Origin of the sequence: Sphingomonas sp. NIBR02145, assembly GCF_027359115.1 — a bacterium.
Taxonomy (GTDB): Bacteria; Pseudomonadota; Alphaproteobacteria; order Sphingomonadales; family Sphingomonadaceae; genus Sphingomonas; species Sphingomonas kyeonggiensis_A.
In genome coordinates, this window is sequence record NZ_CP114791.1 from 883252 (window position 1) to 901469 (window position 18218).

Genomic DNA, 18218 nt, shown 5'->3' on the forward strand with positions numbered 1-18218 from the left:
GGCGATGCTGGTCTGGGCGAAACGGATCGGCTGGGGGATGGGTGCGCTGCTGGTGCTGCTTGCGCTGGCTTTCCTCTCGCTGGTCCGGATCACCGTCCAGCCAGCATCGGCGCCCGTGTCGCAATCGGCTGCAGTGGAGCCGACGGCACAGCCCGTTGCAGCCAATGGCGACCCGGTAGCGCTGATCATCCCGGTGGAAGGCGTCGCGGCGCGCCAGCTCAGTGACACCTGGGGGCAGAGCCGGGGTGGGGGTGCCCGCGAGCATCACGCGATCGACATCATGGCACCCCAGGGCACACCGGTGCTCGCCGCCGCCTCGGGCACGGTCGAGAAGATCTTCGAGAGCGTGAATGGCGGGCACACGATCTATGTCCGCACGCGAGACCGAACGACGATCCATTACTACGCGCATCTCGACAGCTATCTCGTCGCCGAGAGGCAGGCGGTACGCCAGGGCGACCGGATCGCCACGGTGGGTAATACCGGCAGCGCGCAGGGCGGGGCGCCGCATCTCCATTTCGAGATCAAGCTGATGCAGCCGGGCGAGGGCTGGTGGCAGGGCCAGAACATAAATCCCTATCCGCTGCTGCGGGATGCCGATCGATAGTCCGTCAACAGGCAGGAAGCCGGTATCTCGCGCCGCAAAGGGACAGCGTGCGGCACGAGGCCCCGGCTTTCACCCGCGCGGGATGGCTTGCCGAAGACGCCGCACGCGGCTAAAGGCGCGCGCTCAGCTCTTTCTCAGTTCCTTAGGTCTCGACCATGAAGATCAGCGGCGTGGACATCCGTCCCGGCAACATCATCGAATATGAAAACGGCATCTGGCGTGCCGTGAAGATCCAGCACACGCAGCCCGGCAAGGGTGGTGCGTACATGCAGGTCGAGCTCAAGAACCTTCGCGACGGCCGCAAGAACAACGTCCGCTTCCGCTCGGCGGAAACGGTCGAGCGCGTGCGCCTCGATACCAAGGACTTCCAGTTCCTGTATCCGGAGGGCGACACGCTCGTCTTCATGGACAAGGAAACCTACGACCAGACCACGCTGCCGCGCGACCTGCTCGGCGACGCGGCCGCCTTCCTGCAGGATGGCATGGACGTGGTGATGGAGCTCTATGACGAGGAAGCCATCAGCGTGCAGCTGCCCGACACGATCGAAGCGACGATCGTCGAGGCCGATGCGGTGGTGAAGGGTCAGACGGCCTCGTCGTCGTACAAGCCGGCCGTGCTCGACAATGGCGTGCGCATCATGGTCCCGCCGCATATCGCCTCGGGCACGCGCATCGTCGTCGATGTGTACGAGCAGGCGTACGTCCGCCGCGCGGACTAAGGACGAGCGGACGAGGCGGGTAGCCACGCTATCCGTCCGATCCGCCGGCCCGGGCCGGCGAGCAGAGCTCGACCGACGGCACAGGCTTCGCCTGCGCCGGGCCGTTTGGAAGTTTGTTGTAGGGAATTCGACTTGGTAGCCCATTCCGGCCTCATCACCGTCATGGAGCGCGCCTGCCGCAAGGCCGGCCCGCGCCTGCGTCGCGACTTTAACGAGGTCCAGCACCTCCAGGTCAGCCGCAAGGGCCCTGCCGACTTCGTCAGCATTGCCGACAAGCGCGCCGAGGACACGCTGATCGAGGAGCTGCAGAAGGCGCGTCCGGACTGGGGCTTCCTGGTCGAGGAGCGCGGCGAGATCGCCGGCGATCCGGGCAAGCCGCGCTGGATCATCGATCCGCTCGACGGCACCAGCAATTTCCTCCACGGCATCCCGCATTTCTGCATCTCGATCGCGGTCGAGGATCCGCGGGGCGCCCAGGGCAAGCCCGAGGTGACGCACGCCTATATCTACCAACCACTGACCGACGAGAGCTTCTGGTCGGAAAAGGGCCGCGGCGCCTGGCTGCAGGACCAGCGCCTTCGCGTTTCGGCTCGCCGTCACCTCGACGAAGCGCTGATCGCGACGGGTATTCCGTTCCTGGGCCATGGCAATTTCGCCGAATGGAGCCGCATCTTCGGTGCGGTCGCGCCGGAAGTGGCGGGGATTCGCCGGCTCGGCGCGGCCGCGCTCGATCTCGCCTGGGTCGCTGCCGGTCGTTTCGACGGCTTCTGGGAATCGGACCTCAAGCCCTGGGACGTCGCTGCCGGCATGCTGCTGGTGAAGGAAGCCGGTGGGTTCGTAACCGATTACCGTGGCCAGGACCTGGCGCGCGAGCGTAACCAGTATCTCGCCGCCAATGACGTCCTGCATTCGAAGCTGCACAAGCTGGTGGCCAGCGCGCTGCGCTGAGCAGCGCTCCTATAAAATAACGCATTTCAAAGGATTTACCCGGCCGCGTTGCCGGGTTTTTCCGTTTGGGCCCCATGTGGACTTATTGCGAGTGATTCTCAGGGGTTAGAACCCTTGCCGCACTCGGCTCATCGTCCTAAAGCCCCCGTCAGATTCCGCAGTCGCGAGAAGAGAAGGCCATTGGTCGACCTGTCACAATATCTGCCGATCCTGTTGTTCCTCGGGGTCGCCCTCGCGCTTTCCAGCGCCTTCGTGTTCCTGCCCATGCTGGTCAGCCGGCTGACGGGCTCGCACAAGCCGACGGAAGCAAAGCTCAGCGAATATGAGTGCGGCTTCCCCGCATTCGAGGATTCGCGCAGCCAGTTCGACGTGCGCTTCTACCTCGTCGCCATCCTGTTCATCATCTTCGATCTCGAAGCTGCGTTCCTGTACCCGTGGGCCGTCTCGGTCTTCTCGCTGGGCTGGACCGCCTGGATCTCGATGATGATCTTCATCGCCGAGCTCACGCTCGGCCTCGTCTACGCCTGGAAGAAGGGAGCGCTCGAATGGGAGTAGAGCTCACCACGACGCCGCCCCCGCCGGGAACCCTCCCGGACGTCGGCTTCCTGAACGACATCAATGCCGAGATCGGCGACAAGGGCTTCCTGGTCACGTCGACCGAGGAGCTGTTCCAGTGGGCCCGCACCGGTTCGCTGTGGTGGATGACTTTCGGCCTCGCCTGCTGCGCGGTCGAGATGATCCACGTCAACATGCCGCGCTACGACATGGAGCGCTTCGGTGCTGCACCGCGCGCATCGCCGCGCCAGTCGGACGTGATGATCGTCGCCGGCACGCTGTGCAACAAGATGGCTCCGGCCCTCCGCAAGGTCTATGACCAGATGTCGGAGCCGAAGTACGTCATCTCGATGGGCAGCTGCGCCAATGGCGGCGGCTATTACCACTACAGCTACAGCGTCGTGCGCGGCTGCGACCGGATCGTGCCGGTGGACATCTATGTCCCGGGCTGCCCGCCGACCGCCGAAGCGCTGCTGTATGGCATCATGCAGCTGCAGCGTAAGATCCGCCGCGTCGGGACGATCGAACGATGAGCGCCGTGAAGACCGTGGCGCCGCGCTATGCGTCGAACGAAGGCGTGATCGACGCGGCCAAGGCCGCGCTCGGTGACATCCTGGTGCACGCCGAGGACAAGGTCGGCGAAGTGAACCTGACGCTCGACCGCGCCCGCGTGGTCGATGGCATGACGCTGCTGCGTGACACGCCCGGCCTCGAGTTCCAGCAGCTCATGGAAATCGCCGGTGTCGACTATCCGGAGCGCGCCGAGCGTTTCGAAGTGGTCTATTGCCTGCTCAGCCTGACGCGGAACCACCGCATCAAGGTGAAGGCGATCACCGACGAGGATAAGCCGGTTCCGTCCGTCACGGGCATCTGGCCGGTCGCCGGCTGGCTCGAGCGCGAAGTGTACGACATGTACGGCGTGCTCTTCTCGGGCAACACCGACCTGCGCCGCATCCTGACCGACTATGGTTTCGTCGGCCATCCGCAGCGCAAGGACTTCCCGCTGACCGGCTTCGTCGAGCTGCGCTATTCGGAAGAAGCGAAGCGCGTGGTCTATGAGCCCGTCACGCTGGCCCAGGACTTCCGTACCTTCGACTTCATGAGCCCGTGGGAAGGCGCCGAGTACATCCTGCCCGGCGACGAGAAATATGTCGCGCCGACGCCGCCGGCCCCGCCGCCTGCACCGGCTGCCAAGCCCGCGCCGGCACCTGCTCCGGCCGCTGCGCCGCAGCCCGAGGCCAAGGGCGCGCCGACGCCGCTGACCGCCGACGAGATCCGCAAGCCGGCTCCGGCGGCCAAGCCGACCAAGGCAAAGGTGACCAAGCCCAAGACCAGCGACAGCACCGCCGACACCGGCGCGGGTAAGTCGGGTCCCGAGGCCGGCCCGGAGCCCGCCGAAAAGAAACCCCGCAAGCCGCGCGTCAAGAAGGCGCCGGAGGGTGAAGCGTAATGGCTGATTATCTCGACGAGATCGAAGGCGTCATCGACGGCGGCAAGCCGGAGAAGGGCGACACGGAGATCGCGAACTACACGATCAACTTTGGCCCGCAGCACCCGGCGGCCCACGGCGTGCTGCGCCTGGTGACCGAGCTGGACGGCGAGATCATTGAGCGCGTCGATCCGCACGTCGGTCTGCTTCACCGCGGCACCGAGAAGCTGATCGAGTACAAGACCTACACCCAGGCGCTGCCGTATTTCGATCGCCTCGATTACTGCTCGCCGCTGGGCATGGAATACAGCTATGTGCTGGCGGTCGAGAAGCTGCTCGACCTCGAGGTTCCGCTGCGCGGCCAGTACCTCCGCGTGTTCTTCGCCGAGCTGACCCGCATCTGCAATCACATGCTGAACCTCGGTTCGCACGTGATGGACGTCGGCGCGATGACGCCGAACCTGTGGATGTTCGAGATCCGCGAGGACTGCCTGAACTTCTTCGAGCGTGCTTCGGGCGCGCGCATGCACTCGAACTATTTCCGCGTGGGCGGCGTCCGTCAGGACGTGCCGCTCAAGCTGCTGACCGACATCGCGGAATGGCTCGACACGCGCCTGCCGCGCCTGTTCGGTGACGCGATCAGCCTGGTCGCGGAGAACCGCATCTTCCTGCAGCGCAACGTCGACATCGCGGTGGTGAGCCGCGAGGACGCGGTGGCCTGGGGCTTCTCGGGCCCGATGATCCGCGGCGCGGGCATTCCGTGGGACCTGCGCAAGTCGCAGCCCTATGACGTGTACGACCGCATGGACTTCGAAGTGCCGGTCGGTACCCGCGGCGACTGCTATGATCGGTTCATGGTCCGCGTCGAGGAAGTCTACCAGTCCGCGCGCATCATGAAGCAGTGCCTCCAGCAGATGCCGGAAGGCCCTGTGCTCACCCTCGATCGCAAGGTCGCGCCGCCCCGTCGCGGTGAGATGAAGCAGTCGATGGAAGCGCTGATCCACCACTTCAAGCTCTTCACCGAAGGCTATCACGTGCCTGCCGGCGAAGTATATGTCGCGACCGAGAGCCCGAAGGGCGAGTTCGGCGTGTATCTGGTCTCGGACGGCACCAACAAGCCGTATCGCTGCAAGATCCGCCCGACCGCATTCAGCCACCTCCAGGCGATGGACTTCATGTCGAAGGGCCACATGCTCGCCGACATTACCGCCATCCTGGGTGCGCTCGACATCGTGTTCGGGGAGTGCGACCGGTGAGCGCCGACCGCATTGCGATCACCCATCAGATGATCGCGCACTACAATGCGCAGGACGCCGACGCCTATGTCGAGCTGATGACCGACGGTGCCTGCGAGGCGGGCTATCGCGGCGCGGTGCTGCGCGAGGGCAAGGAAGGCGTGCGCTCGGGACTGAAGGCGATGTTCGCCGAGTTCCCGCAGAACCGCGCCGAGATCCTGACCAGCTATGCGCTGGGCGACACCGTCGTCCTGCACGAGAAGGTCGCGCGGTCGCCCGAGAGCGATCCGTTCGAAGTTATGTCGATCTATTCCTTTGCCGACGGCAAGGTCGATCGCGTGGAGTTCATTCGTTAATGGCTGACGCACCCCAACTCCCCGATGAAGCGGAGGTCCGCGCGCGCTGGGGCAATTTCCAGTGGACGCCGGAGAATGCCGAGAAGGCACGCGAGATCATGGGCCGCTATCCGGCGGGCCGGCAGATGTCGTGCACCATCCCGTATCTGGATCTCGCCCAGCGCCAGGTTGGCGCCGAGACCAATACCCAGGGCTGGCTGCCGATCCCGGTGATCGAGTTCATCGCGAAGCAGCTCGACATGCCGTATATTCGCGTGTTCGAAGTCGCGACCTTCTACACCATGTTCAACCTGGTGCCGGTCGGCCGCTTCCACGTGCAGGTCTGCGGCACCACGCCGTGCATGCTGCGCGGTTCGGACGACGTGATGGCGGCGTGCAAGGCGCGTGGCCTCAAGAAGGGTCACACCACCGAGGACGGCCTGTTCACGCTGACTGAAGTCGAGTGCATGGGCAATTGCTCCTCGGCGCCGATGGTGCAGATCAACGACGATAACTTCGAAGACCTCACCTATGATCGCACGCTGACGATCCTCGACGCGTTGGCCAGGGGCGAGAGCCCCAAGCCCGGTACGCAGGAGCCCGGCCGCCACACGGTCGAGCCGCTCGGCGCGCCGACCAACCTGGCCGCGATGGAAACCGCGAACCACGATTATCGGGGTGAGTGGTGATGAAGCAGGAGACCAAGAACCTCGTCTTCGTCATCCTCGCGATCATCGGCGGCATCGTTGTGCTCGGCTGGGCGCTCAAGCTGGCGTTCAAGCTGGTCGGCATCGCGATCGTGCTCGGCCTGGCCGTGCTCGCATATATTTTCATTCAGAACATGGTGGGGAAGGGTCGATAGATGCTCGCGGATAAGGACCGCATCTTCACCAATGTCTACGGTTTCCAGCCGTGGAACCTGCCGGCTGCCCAGAAGCGCGGCGATTGGGACAAGACCAAGGATCTGATGTCGATCGGCCAGGACGCCATCATCGACAAGATCAAGGCGTCGGGCCTGCGTGGCCGCGGCGGCGCGGGCTTCCCGACCGGCATGAAGTGGAGCTTCATGCCCAAGGAACCGCGCCCGGATCGGCCGAACTTCCTGGTGATCAACGCCGACGAGTCCGAGCCGGGCTCGTGCAAGGACCGCGAGATCATCCGCCACGATCCGCACAAGCTGATCGAAGGCGCGCTGATCGCCGGCTTCGCGATGCGTGCCCGTGCCGCCTATATCTACATCCGCGGCGAGTATATCCGCGAGGCCGAGACGCTCTTCGCAGCCGTGAAGGAAGCGTATGACGCCGGCCTGCTCGGCAAGAATGCGTGCAAGTCGGGCTATGACTTCGACGTGTTCGTGCACCGCGGTGCCGGCGCGTACATCTGCGGCGAAGAGACCGCGATGCTCGAGAGCCTCGAAGGCAAGAAGGGCCAGCCTCGCCTGAAGCCGCCGTTCCCGGCGGGCGCGGGCCTCTATGGCTGCCCGACCACGGTGAACAACGTCGAGTCGATTGCGGTTGTCCCGACGATCCTTCGCCGTGGCCCCGAGTGGTTCTCCAGCTTCGGCAACGAGAACAACCGCGGCACCAAGCTCTTCCAGATCTCGGGTCATGTCGAGAAGCCGTGCGTGGTCGAAGAGGCCATGTCGATCCCGTTCCGCGAGCTGATCGAGAAGCATTGCGGCGGTATCCGTGGCGGTTGGGACAATCTGCTCGCGGTGATCCCGGGTGGTTCCTCTGTGCCGCTGGTTCCGGCAGCGCAGATCATGGACTGCCCGATGGACTTCGACGGCCTGCGCGCCCTCGGTTCCGGCCTCGGCACCGCGGCGATCATCGTCATGGACAAGTCGACCGACGTCGTCCGCGCGATCAGCCGCCTGTCGTACTTCTACAAGCACGAGAGCTGCGGCCAGTGCACGCCGTGCCGCGAAGGCACCGGCTGGATGTGGCGCGTGATGGAGCGCCTGCGCACCGGCGACGCCGATATCAGCGAGATCGACACGCTGCAGCAGGTGACCAAGCAGGTGGAAGGCCACACGATCTGCGCGCTCGGCGACGCAGCGGCGTGGCCGATCCAGGGTCTGATCCGGCACTTCCGCCCCGAGCTCGAGCGCCGCATCAACGAGCGCCAGGCCGGCAACGGCATGCAGGAGGCCGCGGAGTGAAGGCCGCACTGGCCTTTATCCTTGCAGCGGGCTGTGCCCTCGGCGCGGTCGCGCCTGCGCATGCGCAGAGCGACGGTGGTGCCGAGGCGCGGAAGAACCGCGACGCCGAACGGAATGCCATCGAGCTGATGGGCTGCCTTGCGCGCAGCGAGAAGCGCCAGGCCGCCGCGGTGATCGGGCTCGAGCCCGGTTCCGAGGCCGAGGGCAAGGCATTCATGGGCCTGTTCGACAGTGCCCGCATGTGCGTGCCGCGCGGCAAGAAGGTGAACACGCAGGGTGTGAACCTGCGCGGCATGCTTGCCGAGGCGCTGTATGTGCGCACCTTCCGCGATGCCGGCCCCGCTTCGGGTGCCGCGCAGCCGGACTGGCTGAAGCAGCCGACGCACGCTGCCTATGCGGTCGTCCAGTGCGCCGCTGAGAAGGATCCGGTTGCGGCCGATCGCCTGCTCCGCACTCAGTGGCATTCGCCCGAGGAAGTCGCGGCCGCGGATGCGCTGCTGCCCACGCTCCAGACCTGTGCGAATGGCCGCCAGGTCAATTTCGATCGCGTCACCCTGCACGGGCTGATCGCGGAAGCATTGTTCAGGGCGCGCGGCGGCTTGTCCGCGTCCGAGGGAAATAGCTGAGATGCCAAAGCTAACCGTCGACGGAATTGAAGTGGAGGTGCCCGCGGGCGCCACCGTGCTCCAGGCCTGCGAGGCCGCGGGCAAGGAAATTCCGCGCTTCTGCTATCATGAGCGCCTGTCGATCGCCGGCAATTGCCGCATGTGCCTCGTCGAGGTGAAGCCCGGGCCGCCCAAGCCCCAGGCTTCGTGCGCGCTGCCCGCCGCCGACAACCAGGAAATCCGCACGGACTCGCCGATGGTGAAGGCCGCACGCGAAGGCGTGATGGAGTTCCTGCTGATCAATCACCCGCTCGACTGCCCGATCTGCGATCAGGGCGGCGAGTGCGACCTGCAGGACCAGTCGGTCGCCTATGGTCGCGGCCACTCGCGCTACACCGAGAACAAGCGCGCTGTGACCGAGAAGTACATGGGTCCGATCATCAAGACGATCATGACCCGCTGCATCCAGTGCACCCGCTGCGTTCGCTTCGGCGAGGAAGTGGCTGGCGTGGAGGATATCGGCGCGATCTATCGCGGCGAGAACATGCAGATCACGACCTATCTCGAGAAGGCGTTCAAGAGCGAGCTCTCGGGCAACGTCGCCGACCTCTGCCCGGTCGGTGCGCTGACCCACAAGCCGGTCGCCTTCGAGTATCGCTCGTGGGAGCTGAAGAAGAACCTCTCGATCGACGTGATGGACGCGGTCGGCACCAACATCCGCCTCGACAGCCGTGGTCGTCAGGTGATGCGCGTGCTTCCGCGGATCAACGAGGACGTCAACGAGGAGTGGGCGCACGACAAGACCCGCTATCATGTCGACGCGCTGGTTCGCCGCCGCCTCGACAAGCCCTATGTCCGCAAGGACGGCAAGCTGGTTGAAGCGAGCTGGGACGAAGCGTTCGACGCGATCGCTGCTGCTGCCAAGGGCGCCGGCTCGAGTGTTGCCGCGATCGCCGGCGACCTGGTCGATTGCGAGACGATGTTCGCCGCCAAGTCGCTGGTGAAGGCGCTGGGTTCGGACCTGCTCGAAGGGCGCCAGACCGGCCTGTCCTATGACGTGTCGAACCTCGGCTCGGTGGCGTTCAACACGACCATCGCCGGCATCGAGGAAGCGGACGCCATCCTGCTGGTCGGCTCGAACCTGCGTTTCGAAGCCCCGCTGATCAACACGCGCATCCGCAAGGCGATCAAGAAGGGTGCGAAGGTCTTCGCGATCGGCGAAGAGACCGACCTGACCTACAAGGTCGAATGGCTGGGCAATGACCTGGGCCTTCTCGCCAAGCTGCCGGCTTCGGCCGCCGAGGCGATCGACGCAGCGAAGAAGCCTGTCCTGATCGTCGGCCCGGCCGCGCTCAAGGAAGGGCAGGGCGCCACGCTCGCCATGGCTTCGGCTTTCCAGCGTGATGGCTGGAACGGCTTCAACGTCGTCCACACCGCCGCTGCGCGCATGGGCGGGCTGATGCTCGGCTATGCCCAGAAGGGCGGTATCGCGGACATCGTTGCCGCCGCGCCGAAGCTCGCCTTCTTCCTCGGCGCCGACGAAGTGAACTTCGAAGGCTTCAAGGACAGCTTCAAGGTCTATGTCGGCCACCACGGCGACAATGGCGCGCATCATGCGGACGTCATCCTGCCGAGTGCGACCTATGCCGAGAAGCCGGGCACCTATGTGAACCTGGAAGGTCGCGTGCAGCGTGCCGACCGTGCCGTGTTCGCGCCGGGCGATGCTCGTGAGGACTGGACGATCCTGCGCGCGCTTTCGGATCGCCTGGGCCACACGCTCCCGTTCGATACGTTCGAGCAGCTGCGCGCCCAGATGGCGAGCGAAGTTCCGGCGCTGGGCCAGGAAGGCCTTGCCGGCTACGCGTTCTCGCCGCCGAAGCTCGCCGCCAAGGCATCGGGCCCGGTCGGCTATGCCGTCGCCGATTTCTATCTCACCAACGCCATCTGCCGTGCCTCGCCGACCATGCAGCGCTGCTCGGCCGAACTGATCCACGGCGAAGACTTCGCAGAGGCCGCAGAATGACGTCCTGGTTTACCTATCTCGGCCTCCCGTTCGGCCTGGCGTGGTTCGTCGCCACGCTGATCGACATCCTGGTCATCGCGCTGCCGCTGATGCTGGCCGTGGCGATGGTCATCTATGTCGACCGCAAGATCTGGGCGGCCATGGCACTGCGCCGCGGCCCGAACGTGGTCGGCCCGCTCGGCCTGCTCCAGTCGTTCGCGGACGGCCTCAAGGTCTTCCTGCAGGAAACGATTATTCCGTCGGGCGCCAACAAGACGCTCTTCCTGCTCGGCCCGATCATCACCTTCACGGTCGCGCTGATCGTGTGGGCGGTGGTGCCGTTCCAGTTCGGCGTGGTGCTGGCCAACATCAATGTCGGCCTGCTCTACGTGCTCGCGGCCTCGTCGCTCGGCGTCTACGGCATCATCCTCGCCGGCTGGGCTTCGAACTCGAAATACCCGTTCTACTCGGCGATCCGCGCGGCTGCGCAGATGGTGAGCTACGAAGTCTCGATCGGCTTCGTGTTGATCTCGATCGTGCTGTGGACCGGTTCCTTCAACATGACCGACATCGTCGAGCATCAGAAGGGCCATGTCCTCGGCATCTTCAACTTCTATGCGCTGAACCCGCTGCTGTTCCCGATGGCCGTGGTGTTCTTCATCTCGTCGCTCGCCGAAACCCAGCGCGCACCGTTCGACCTTACCGAGGCCGAGAGCGAGCTCGTCGCGGGCTATCAGACCGAATATTCGTCGATGGCCTTCGCGCTGTTCTGGCTGGGCGAGTACGGCAACGTGCTGCTGATGAGCGCGCTGAACGCGACGCTGTTCTGGGGTGGTTATCTGCCGCCGCTGGATCTCCCGATCCTCTACTGGATCCCGGGCATCATCTGGCTGCTGCTCAAGATCAGCTTCGGCTTCTTCCTGTTCAGCTGGGTCAAGGCCACGGTGCCCAGGTACCGTTATGATCAGCTGATGCGCCTGGGCTGGAAGATCTTCCTGCCGCTGTCGCTTCTCTTCGTCTTCCTCGTTTCCGGGTACCTCATGCTGACCCGGGTTGGAGTGCCCGCATGAGCACCGTCGCCCATTTCATCAAGACCTGGACTCTCTGGGAGTTCGTGAAGGCGCACGCCCTGACCTTGAAGTATTTCTTCAAGCCCAAGGCGACCATCAACTATCCCTATGAGAAGAACCCGCTCTCGCCCCGCTTCCGCGGCGAGCATGCGCTGCGTCGCTATCCCAATGGCGAAGAGCGCTGCATCGCGTGCAAGCTGTGCGAAGCGGTCTGCCCGGCGCTGGCGATCACGATCGAGGCCGAGCCGCGCGAGGACGGCAGCCGCCGTACCACGCGTTACGACATCGACATGACCAAGTGCATCTATTGCGGCCTGTGCCAGGAAGCATGCCCGGTCGACGCGATCGTCGAAGGGCCGAACTTCGAGTTCGCCACCGAAACCCGTGAGGAGCTGATCTATCAGAAGGAAAAGCTGCTCGCGAACGGTGACCGCTGGGAGCGCGCGATCGCCGCGAACCTTGCCGCCGATGCACCGTATCGTTAAGCGCACGCCAATCTACAGGGGCCATCAGATTCCGTGATCCAGCTTCTAGCCTTTTACCTGTTTGCGGCAGTGGTGTGCGTCTCCGGCGCTCTCACCATCCTGTCCCGCAACCCGGTCCATTCCGTCCTGTGGCTCATCCTGGCGTTCTTCAACGCTGCGGGTCTGATGGTGCTCGCCAATGCCGAGTTCATCGCGATGCTGCTCGTCATCGTCTATGTCGGCGCCGTCGCCGTGCTGTTCCTGTTCGTGGTCATGATGCTCAACATCGACTTCGCGGAGCTGCGCGCGGGCGTGATGAAGTACGCGGCCATCGGCTTCGCGCTTGCCATCGCGCTGGTCGCCGAGATCCTGATCGCGGTGGGCGCTTATAGCGCCGGCACGCTGCAGCTCGGCCGCCGCATCGCGCCGATCGATGCCAAGGTGCCCAACATCGAGGCGATCGGCCAGCTCCTCTATTCCCGTTACCTGTTCGTGTTCGAAGGCGCCGGCCTGGTGCTGCTCGTCGCGATGATCGGCGCGATCGTGCTGACGCTGCGTCCGCGCACCGACGTCAAGCCGCAGAAGATCAGCCGTCAGGTCCAACGCCGCGCCAAGGACGCGACCCGCAACGTGAACCAACCCGTGGGGCAGGGGGTCGAGCTGTGATCACCCTTACGCACTATCTCGTCGTCAGCGCGATCCTGTTCACGCTCGGCGTGCTCGGCATCTTCATGAACCGCAAGAACCTCATCGTCATCCTGATGGCGATCGAGCTGATCCTGCTGTCCGTGAACCTGAACCTCGTCGCGTTCTCGAACGCGCTCGGCGACCTGGTCGGTCAGGTCTTCGCGATGTTCGTGCTGACCGTCGCCGCCGGTGAGGCCGCGATCGGTCTCGCCATTCTCGTTATCTACTTCCGCGGCCGCGGCACGATCTCGGTCGAAGACGTCAATCGGATGAAGGGCTGATGTCGGCGATCTATTTCATCGTATTCCTGCCGCTGCTCGCGGCAGCCGTTGCCGGGCTTTCGAACAAGGCCTTCGGCAAGACCTTCCCCAAGGTCGTCACCACGGGCTCGCTCTTCGTGGCGTGCGCCCTGTCGTGGCCGATCTTCATCAGCTATCTCGGCGGCAATGCCGAGCCGAGCGTGTCCCCGGTCTTCACCTGGATGCTCAGCGGCTCGATGCAGGTCGACTGGGCGTTGCGCGTCGACAGCCTGACCGCGGTGATGCTCGTGGTGGTGACCAGCGTCTCGGCGCTCGTCCACCTCTATAGCTGGGGCTATATGTCGGAGGAGCCGGATCAGCCGCGCTTCTTCGCGTACCTCTCGCTCTTCACCTTCGCGATGCTGATGCTCGTGACGGCCAACAACCTGGTCCAGATGTTCTTCGGCTGGGAAGGCGTGGGTCTCGCGTCCTACCTGCTGATCGGCTTCTGGTTCCGCAAGCCGAGCGCGAATGCCGCCGCCATCAAGGCGTTCGTGGTGAACCGCGTCGGCGACCTGGGCTTCATGCTCGGCATCTTCGGCATCTTCCTGGTGTTCGGCACGATCGACATCCCGACGATCCTCGCCGCTGCGCCGAACATGCACGGCTCGACCATCGGCTTCCTCGGCGCTCGCTTCGACACCGTGACGGTGCTCTGCCTGCTGCTGTTCGTCGGCGCGATGGGCAAGTCGGCGCAGCTCGGCCTGCACACCTGGCTTCCGGACGCGATGGAAGGCCCGACCCCGGTGTCGGCGCTGATCCACGCCGCGACCATGGTGACCGCGGGCGTGTTCATGGTCTGCCGCATGTCGCCGCTGTTCGAGCAGAGCGCGGTTGCGATGACCGTGGTCACCGTCGTCGGCGCCGCGACCTGCTTCTTCGCCGCGACCGTCGGCACGACGCAGACCGACATCAAGCGCGTGATCGCCTATTCGACCTGTTCGCAGCTGGGTTACATGTTCTTCGCTGCCGGCGTCGGTGCCTATGGCGCGGCGATGTTCCACCTGTTCACGCACGCCTTCTTCAAGGCGCTGCTGTTCCTCGGCGCCGGCTCGGTCATCCATGCGATGCACCACGAGCAGGACATGCGCTTCTATGGCGGCCTGTGGAAGAAGATCCCGGTCACCTACTGGACGATGATGGCGGGCACGCTCGCGATCACCGGCGTGGGCATCCCGGCGCTGTTCGGCAACCCGGTGGCATTCGGCTTCGCCGGCTTCCACTCGAAGGACGCGATCATCGAGGCGAGCTATGCCGCCGGCCACACCAGCGTGTTCTGGGTGGGCGTGTTCGTGGCGCTGCTCACCAGCTTCTATAGCTGGCGCCTGGTGTTCCTGACCTTCCATGGCAAGCCGCGCTGGGCCGGTTCGGAGCATATCCAGCACGCAGTGCATGACGCGCACGGCCATGGTCATGACGATCATGCGCACGACGCCCATGACGCGCACGCTCACGATGCGCATGGCCACGACGATCATCATCATGATCACGTGCACGGCGACGGCACGGCGGGCTATCACCCGCATGAGAGCCCGATCGTCATGCTGATCCCGCTGCTGGTGCTCACCATCGGCGCGATCGCCGCGGGCTTCATCTTCCACGGCGCGTTCATCGAGCCGACGGCGGGTGAGACCTACTGGCACGGCGCCATCGCCTTCAACGAGCATCTGATGCACGCGATGCACGAGGTGCCGGTGTGGGTGAAGCTCAGCGCGACGATCGCGATGCTGAGCGGCCTGGCCATTGCGTATGGCGCGTATATCGTGTCGCCGGGCTTCCCCGCGAAGTTCGCCGAGGCGTTCCGCCCGCTGTACCTCTTCTCGCTCAACAAGTGGTATTTCGACGAGCTCTACAACTTCCTGTTCGTGCGCCCGGCCTTCCGGATCGGTCGCCAGTTCTGGAAGAAGGGTGACGAAGCCACGATCGACCGGTTCGGCCCGAATGGCGCCGCTGCGGTCGTCCAGCTCGGCAGCGTCGGCGCTTCCAAGCTGCAATCCGGATATGTCTACGCCTATGCCTTCATCATGCTGATCGGCCTCACTGCCGCACTGACCTGGGTGATCGCGCGATGAGCGGCTTCCCGATCCTAACCGTCATGCTGGCGGTGCCCGCGATTGCCGCGGTCGCCTGCCTGTTCCTCAACGCGCAGGGCGCACGCTGGCTGGCGCTCGCCGCCACCTTCGTGGACCTGGCGCTCGGCATCCTGCTCTGGGCCAACTTCCAGACCGGCGAGGGCGCTGCCCAGTGGCAGTTCGTCGAGCATGTCCGCCTGTTCGGCATCGGCCAGGCCGAGTTCGCCTGGGCGCTGGGCATCGATGGCTTCGCGCTGCTGCTGATCGCACTCTCGGTGTTCCTGATGCCGATCTGCATCGGGGCGAGCTGGCTCTCGGTCACCAAGCGCGTGCCGGAATATATGGCGGCGTTCCTCGCCACCGAGGTGCTGATGATCGGCACCTTCGCGGCGCAGGACCTGATGCTGTTCTACGTCTTCTTCGAAGGCGGCCTGATCCCGATGTTCCTGATCATCGGCATCTGGGGCGGCGCCAACCGCATCTACGCGTCGTACAAGTTCTTCCTGTACACGCTGCTCGGCTCGCTGCTGATGCTGATCGCGATCATCTACATGATCCTGGCCACCGGCACGACGTCGATCCCGGCGCTGATGCAGCATGACTTCCCGGCGCATGTGCAGACATGGCTATGGCTGGCCTTCTTCGCCTCGTTCGCGGTGAAGATGCCGATGTGGCCAGTACACACCTGGCTTCCCGACGCGCACGTCCAGGCGCCGACCGCAGGTTCGGTCATCCTGGCGGGCGTGCTGCTGAAGCTCGGCGGATACGGCTTCCTGCGCTTCTCGCTGCCGATGTTCCCGGAAGCGTCCGCCCAGTTCATCTGGCTGGTGTTCGCGCTCTCGGCCGTGGCAGTGGTCTACACCTCGCTGGTCGCGCTCGTGCAGAGCGACATGAAGAAGCTGATCGCCTATTCGTCGGTCGCCCACATGGCGATCGTGACCTTCGGCCTGTTCGCGCTCAACGCGCAGGGTATCGAGGGCGCGATGATGGTGATGCTCGGCCACGGTGTGGTCTCGGGTGCGCTCTTCCTCTGCGTCGGCGTGATCTACGATCGCCTGCACACCCGCGAGATCGACCGCTACGGCGGCCTCGCGATCAACATGCCGCGCTACGCCGTGCTGTTCCTGCTGTTCACCATGGCCTCTGTTGGCCTGCCGGGCACCAGCAACTTCATCGGCGAGTTCCTGAGCCTTGCCGGCCTGTACCAGGTCTCGACGCTCTACGCGCTGCTCGGCACCACCGGTATCATCCTGGGCGCCGCGTACATGCTGTACCTCTATCGTCGCGTCGCCTTTGGCGACCTGACCAAGGACGATGTGAAGGCGATGCCGGACCTCGACCTGCGCGAGTTCGCGATGCTTGGCGCGCTGGCTGCGGTGACCCTCTGGATGGGTGTCTATCCGGAGAGCTTCATGAAGCCGATGCGCGGCGACGTGGAGAAGCTGGTTGCGCGCCTCGAGCGTGCCGCTCCTGCCGGTGACTCGGCTCCGACTGCCGGCAAGCCCGCGCCTGCCGCTGCTGAACATGGCGAACACGCCGCTGCCCCTGCTGCGCACGGGGAGGCGCACTGATGAACTATTCGATGCAACTGATGATGGCCCTTCCTGAGCTCGTGCTCAGCCTGGGGGCCATCGCCCTGATGCTGGTGGCGGCCTGGGGCGGCCACCAGTCGACCAAACTGGTCAGCTGGGCCTCGATCGCCGTGCTGATCGGCGCCGGCATCGCGCTGGCCGGCCCGGCTTCGGCCGGGGGCGAAGCCTTTGGCGGTCTCTATCGCGCGGACATGTTCGCTGCCTTCTCCAAGGCGCTGATCTTCCTGGCCGCCGGCGTCTCGATCCTGATCGCGCCGCGCTTCTTCCAGCAGACCTCGGGTGACGATCTGCGTCCGGAATATCCGGTGCTGATCCTGCTCTCGGCCGCCGGCATGGGCATGATGGTTTCGGCGGGCGACCTGATGTCGCTCTATGTCGGCCTCGAGCTGATGAGCCTTGCTTCGTACATCCTCGCCAGCTTCATGCGCCGCGACGCGCGTTCGGCGGAAGCAGGCCTGAAGTATTTCGTGCTGGGCGCGCTCGCTTCGGGCATCCTGCTCTACGGCATCAGCCTGGTGTACGGCTTCTCGGGCACCACCTTGTTCTCGGGCATCGCCGACGCCTATGCCTCGGGTGATCAGAAGACCGGTCTGCTGTTCGGCCTGGTGTTCGTCTTCGCCGGTCTCGCCTTCAAGATGTCGGCGGTGCCGTTCCACATGTGGACGCCGGACGTGTACGAAGGCGCGCCGACCCCGGTCACGGCCTTCTTCGCTTCGGCGCCGAAGGTTGCCGCGGTAGCGCTTGCCACCCGCGTCGCCATCGATGCGATGGGCCCGGCGATCGCCGACTGGCGCCAGATCGTGATCTTCGCCTCGCTGGCCTCGATCGTCTTCGGCTCGGTCGCGGCGATCCGCCAGAGCAACATCAAGCGCCTGCTTGCCTATTCGTCGATCGCCAATGTCGGCTTCGCGCTGGTCGGCCTCGCCGCCGGTGGCGAAGCAGGCGTGTCGAGCGTGCTCTACTACATGGCGATCTACGTCGTGATGACAGTCGGCAGCTTCCTGATCGTGCTGCAGATGCGCGATGCGGAGGGCCGTCCGGTCGAGACCATCGACAGCCTGGCCGGCATGTCGCGGACCCGCCCGGGCCTCGCGGTGGCGATGGCGATCTTCATGTTCAGCCTCGCCGGCATCCCGCCGCTGCTCGGCTTCTTCTCGAAGCTGCAGGTGTTCCTGGCTGCGGTGCATGCGGGCCTGTACGTCTTCGCTGCGGTTGCTGCCGCGGCCTCGACGATCGGTGCCTATTACTATCTCCGCGTCGTCAAGGTGATGTACTTCGACGAGCCGGCGCCGGCCTTCCCGGGCCGCACCGATCCGATCGAGGGGGCGCTGCTCGTGCTCTCGGCGGTGGTGATCTCGCCGCTGGGCTGGCCGCTGCTCGGCTATCTCGAGGTGTGGACCGGCGCCGCTGCGAAGGCGCTGTTCTGATCGCCACCGTA

Annotated in this window: 20 protein-coding genes; all 20 read left to right on the top strand. The window is 64.9% G+C overall.

Translation table 11 applies throughout. From position 1 onward, the window contains the following. The first annotated feature begins 4 nt into the window (after positions 1-4). The 20 genes from O3305_RS04085 to nuoN all read left to right on the top strand — a co-directional run bounded on the left by O3305_RS04085 (position 5) and on the right by nuoN (position 18207). Positions 5-607 carry a M23 family metallopeptidase gene (locus O3305_RS04085; protein WP_269575255.1) on the top strand — a complete coding sequence of 201 codons (603 nt, stop codon included), beginning with the start codon at positions 5-7 and terminating at the stop codon, positions 605-607. A gap of 155 nt (positions 608-762) precedes the next feature. Continuing rightward, on the top strand, positions 763-1326 hold the full coding sequence (efp, locus tag O3305_RS04090) for an elongation factor P (protein WP_184166428.1): 564 nt from the start codon (positions 763-765) through the stop codon (positions 1324-1326). Between the two features lie 132 nt (positions 1327-1458). After that, positions 1459-2274: an inositol monophosphatase family protein gene (locus tag O3305_RS04095; protein WP_269575256.1), complete on the top strand. Its 816-nt coding sequence runs from the start codon at positions 1459-1461 to the stop codon at positions 2272-2274. Positions 2275-2454: 180 nt separating this feature from the next. Then, positions 2455-2829: an NADH-quinone oxidoreductase subunit A gene (locus O3305_RS04100; protein WP_086129639.1), complete on the top strand. Its 375-nt coding sequence runs from the start codon at positions 2455-2457 to the stop codon at positions 2827-2829. Next, positions 2820-3362 (top strand): NuoB/complex I 20 kDa subunit family protein, encoded by a 543-nt coding sequence (locus O3305_RS04105; protein ID WP_184166422.1) that lies wholly within the window; start codon positions 2820-2822, stop codon positions 3360-3362. The genes O3305_RS04100 and O3305_RS04105 overlap by 10 nt, the downstream gene beginning before the upstream one ends. A gap of 5 nt (positions 3363-3367) precedes the next feature. Continuing rightward, on the top strand, positions 3368-4279 hold the full coding sequence (locus O3305_RS04110) for an NADH-quinone oxidoreductase subunit C (RefSeq protein ID WP_269576453.1): 912 nt from the start codon (positions 3368-3370) through the stop codon (positions 4277-4279). Beyond that, positions 4279-5514 (top strand): NADH-quinone oxidoreductase subunit D, encoded by a 1236-nt coding sequence (locus tag O3305_RS04115; RefSeq protein ID WP_184166419.1) that lies wholly within the window; start codon positions 4279-4281, stop codon positions 5512-5514. The genes O3305_RS04110 and O3305_RS04115 overlap by 1 nt, the downstream gene beginning before the upstream one ends. Then, a complete protein-coding gene (locus O3305_RS04120; protein ID WP_269575257.1) occupies positions 5511-5849 on the top strand; it encodes a nuclear transport factor 2 family protein in 339 nt (112 codons plus the stop codon). Before O3305_RS04115 ends, O3305_RS04120 begins: the two co-directional genes overlap by 4 nt. Next, positions 5849-6517 carry a complex I 24 kDa subunit family protein gene (locus tag O3305_RS04125; protein ID WP_269575258.1) on the top strand — a complete coding sequence of 223 codons (669 nt, stop codon included), beginning with the start codon at positions 5849-5851 and terminating at the stop codon, positions 6515-6517. Before O3305_RS04120 ends, O3305_RS04125 begins: the two co-directional genes overlap by 1 nt. Further along, positions 6517-6690, top strand: coding sequence for a hypothetical protein (locus O3305_RS04130; RefSeq protein ID WP_184166411.1), 174 nt, complete (start codon positions 6517-6519; stop codon positions 6688-6690). Before O3305_RS04125 ends, O3305_RS04130 begins: the two co-directional genes overlap by 1 nt. Then, positions 6691-7989, top strand: coding sequence for an NADH-quinone oxidoreductase subunit NuoF (gene nuoF / locus O3305_RS04135; protein ID WP_184166408.1), 1299 nt, complete (start codon positions 6691-6693; stop codon positions 7987-7989). Then, positions 7986-8615 carry a hypothetical protein gene (locus tag O3305_RS04140; RefSeq protein WP_269575259.1) on the top strand — a complete coding sequence of 210 codons (630 nt, stop codon included), beginning with the start codon at positions 7986-7988 and terminating at the stop codon, positions 8613-8615. Before nuoF ends, O3305_RS04140 begins: the two co-directional genes overlap by 4 nt. Before the next feature lies 1 nt (position 8616). Further along, positions 8617-10617 carry an NADH-quinone oxidoreductase subunit NuoG gene (gene nuoG, locus O3305_RS04145; RefSeq protein ID WP_269575260.1) on the top strand — a complete coding sequence of 667 codons (2001 nt, stop codon included), beginning with the start codon at positions 8617-8619 and terminating at the stop codon, positions 10615-10617. Continuing rightward, positions 10614-11666 (top strand): NADH-quinone oxidoreductase subunit NuoH, encoded by a 1053-nt coding sequence (nuoH, locus tag O3305_RS04150; protein ID WP_269575261.1) that lies wholly within the window; start codon positions 10614-10616, stop codon positions 11664-11666. Before nuoG ends, nuoH begins: the two co-directional genes overlap by 4 nt. After that, the gene (gene nuoI / locus O3305_RS04155) at positions 11663-12151 is read left to right on the top strand and encodes an NADH-quinone oxidoreductase subunit NuoI (RefSeq protein WP_184166397.1); all 489 of its coding nucleotides are present in this window, start codon (positions 11663-11665) and stop codon (positions 12149-12151) included. Before nuoH ends, nuoI begins: the two co-directional genes overlap by 4 nt. A 33-nt stretch (positions 12152-12184) precedes the next feature. Continuing rightward, positions 12185-12796 (top strand): NADH-quinone oxidoreductase subunit J, encoded by a 612-nt coding sequence (locus tag O3305_RS04160; protein ID WP_269575262.1) that lies wholly within the window; start codon positions 12185-12187, stop codon positions 12794-12796. After that, positions 12793-13098, top strand: a complete 306-nt coding sequence (nuoK, locus tag O3305_RS04165; RefSeq protein ID WP_086129652.1) for an NADH-quinone oxidoreductase subunit NuoK — start codon at positions 12793-12795, stop codon at positions 13096-13098. Before O3305_RS04160 ends, nuoK begins: the two co-directional genes overlap by 4 nt. Beyond that, on the top strand, positions 13098-15188 hold the full coding sequence (gene nuoL / locus O3305_RS04170; RefSeq protein ID WP_269575263.1) for an NADH-quinone oxidoreductase subunit L: 2091 nt from the start codon (positions 13098-13100) through the stop codon (positions 15186-15188). The genes nuoK and nuoL overlap by 1 nt, the downstream gene beginning before the upstream one ends. Beyond that, a complete protein-coding gene (locus tag O3305_RS04175) occupies positions 15185-16759 on the top strand; it encodes an NADH-quinone oxidoreductase subunit M (RefSeq protein WP_269575264.1) in 1575 nt (524 codons plus the stop codon). Before nuoL ends, O3305_RS04175 begins: the two co-directional genes overlap by 4 nt. Then, positions 16759-18207, top strand: coding sequence for an NADH-quinone oxidoreductase subunit NuoN (gene nuoN, locus O3305_RS04180; RefSeq protein ID WP_269575265.1), 1449 nt, complete (start codon positions 16759-16761; stop codon positions 18205-18207). Before O3305_RS04175 ends, nuoN begins: the two co-directional genes overlap by 1 nt. The last annotated feature ends 11 nt before the right edge of the window (positions 18208-18218 follow it).

Excerpts from the sequence above, each read along its gene's own strand:
- O3305_RS04085 (WP_269575255.1), top strand. The coding sequence starts at position 5 with ATGCTGGTCTGGGCGAAACGGATCGGCTGGGGGATGGGTGCGCTGCTG.
- efp (WP_184166428.1), top strand. The coding sequence starts at position 763 with ATGAAGATCAGCGGCGTGGACATCCGTCCCGGCAACATCATCGAATAT.
- O3305_RS04105 (WP_184166422.1), top strand. The coding sequence starts at position 2,820 with ATGGGAGTAGAGCTCACCACGACGCCGCCCCCGCCGGGAACCCTCCCG.
- O3305_RS04115 (WP_184166419.1), top strand. The coding sequence starts at position 4,279 with ATGGCTGATTATCTCGACGAGATCGAAGGCGTCATCGACGGCGGCAAG.
- O3305_RS04125 (WP_269575258.1), top strand. The coding sequence starts at position 5,849 with ATGGCTGACGCACCCCAACTCCCCGATGAAGCGGAGGTCCGCGCGCGC.
- O3305_RS04130 (WP_184166411.1), top strand. The coding sequence starts at position 6,517 with ATGAAGCAGGAGACCAAGAACCTCGTCTTCGTCATCCTCGCGATCATC.
- nuoF (WP_184166408.1), top strand. The coding sequence starts at position 6,691 with ATGCTCGCGGATAAGGACCGCATCTTCACCAATGTCTACGGTTTCCAG.
- nuoG (WP_269575260.1), top strand. The coding sequence starts at position 8,617 with ATGCCAAAGCTAACCGTCGACGGAATTGAAGTGGAGGTGCCCGCGGGC.
- nuoH (WP_269575261.1), top strand. The coding sequence starts at position 10,614 with ATGACGTCCTGGTTTACCTATCTCGGCCTCCCGTTCGGCCTGGCGTGG.
- nuoI (WP_184166397.1), top strand. The coding sequence starts at position 11,663 with ATGAGCACCGTCGCCCATTTCATCAAGACCTGGACTCTCTGGGAGTTC.
- nuoL (WP_269575263.1), top strand. The coding sequence starts at position 13,098 with ATGTCGGCGATCTATTTCATCGTATTCCTGCCGCTGCTCGCGGCAGCC.
- O3305_RS04175 (WP_269575264.1), top strand. The coding sequence starts at position 15,185 with ATGAGCGGCTTCCCGATCCTAACCGTCATGCTGGCGGTGCCCGCGATT.
- nuoN (WP_269575265.1), top strand. The coding sequence starts at position 16,759 with ATGAACTATTCGATGCAACTGATGATGGCCCTTCCTGAGCTCGTGCTC.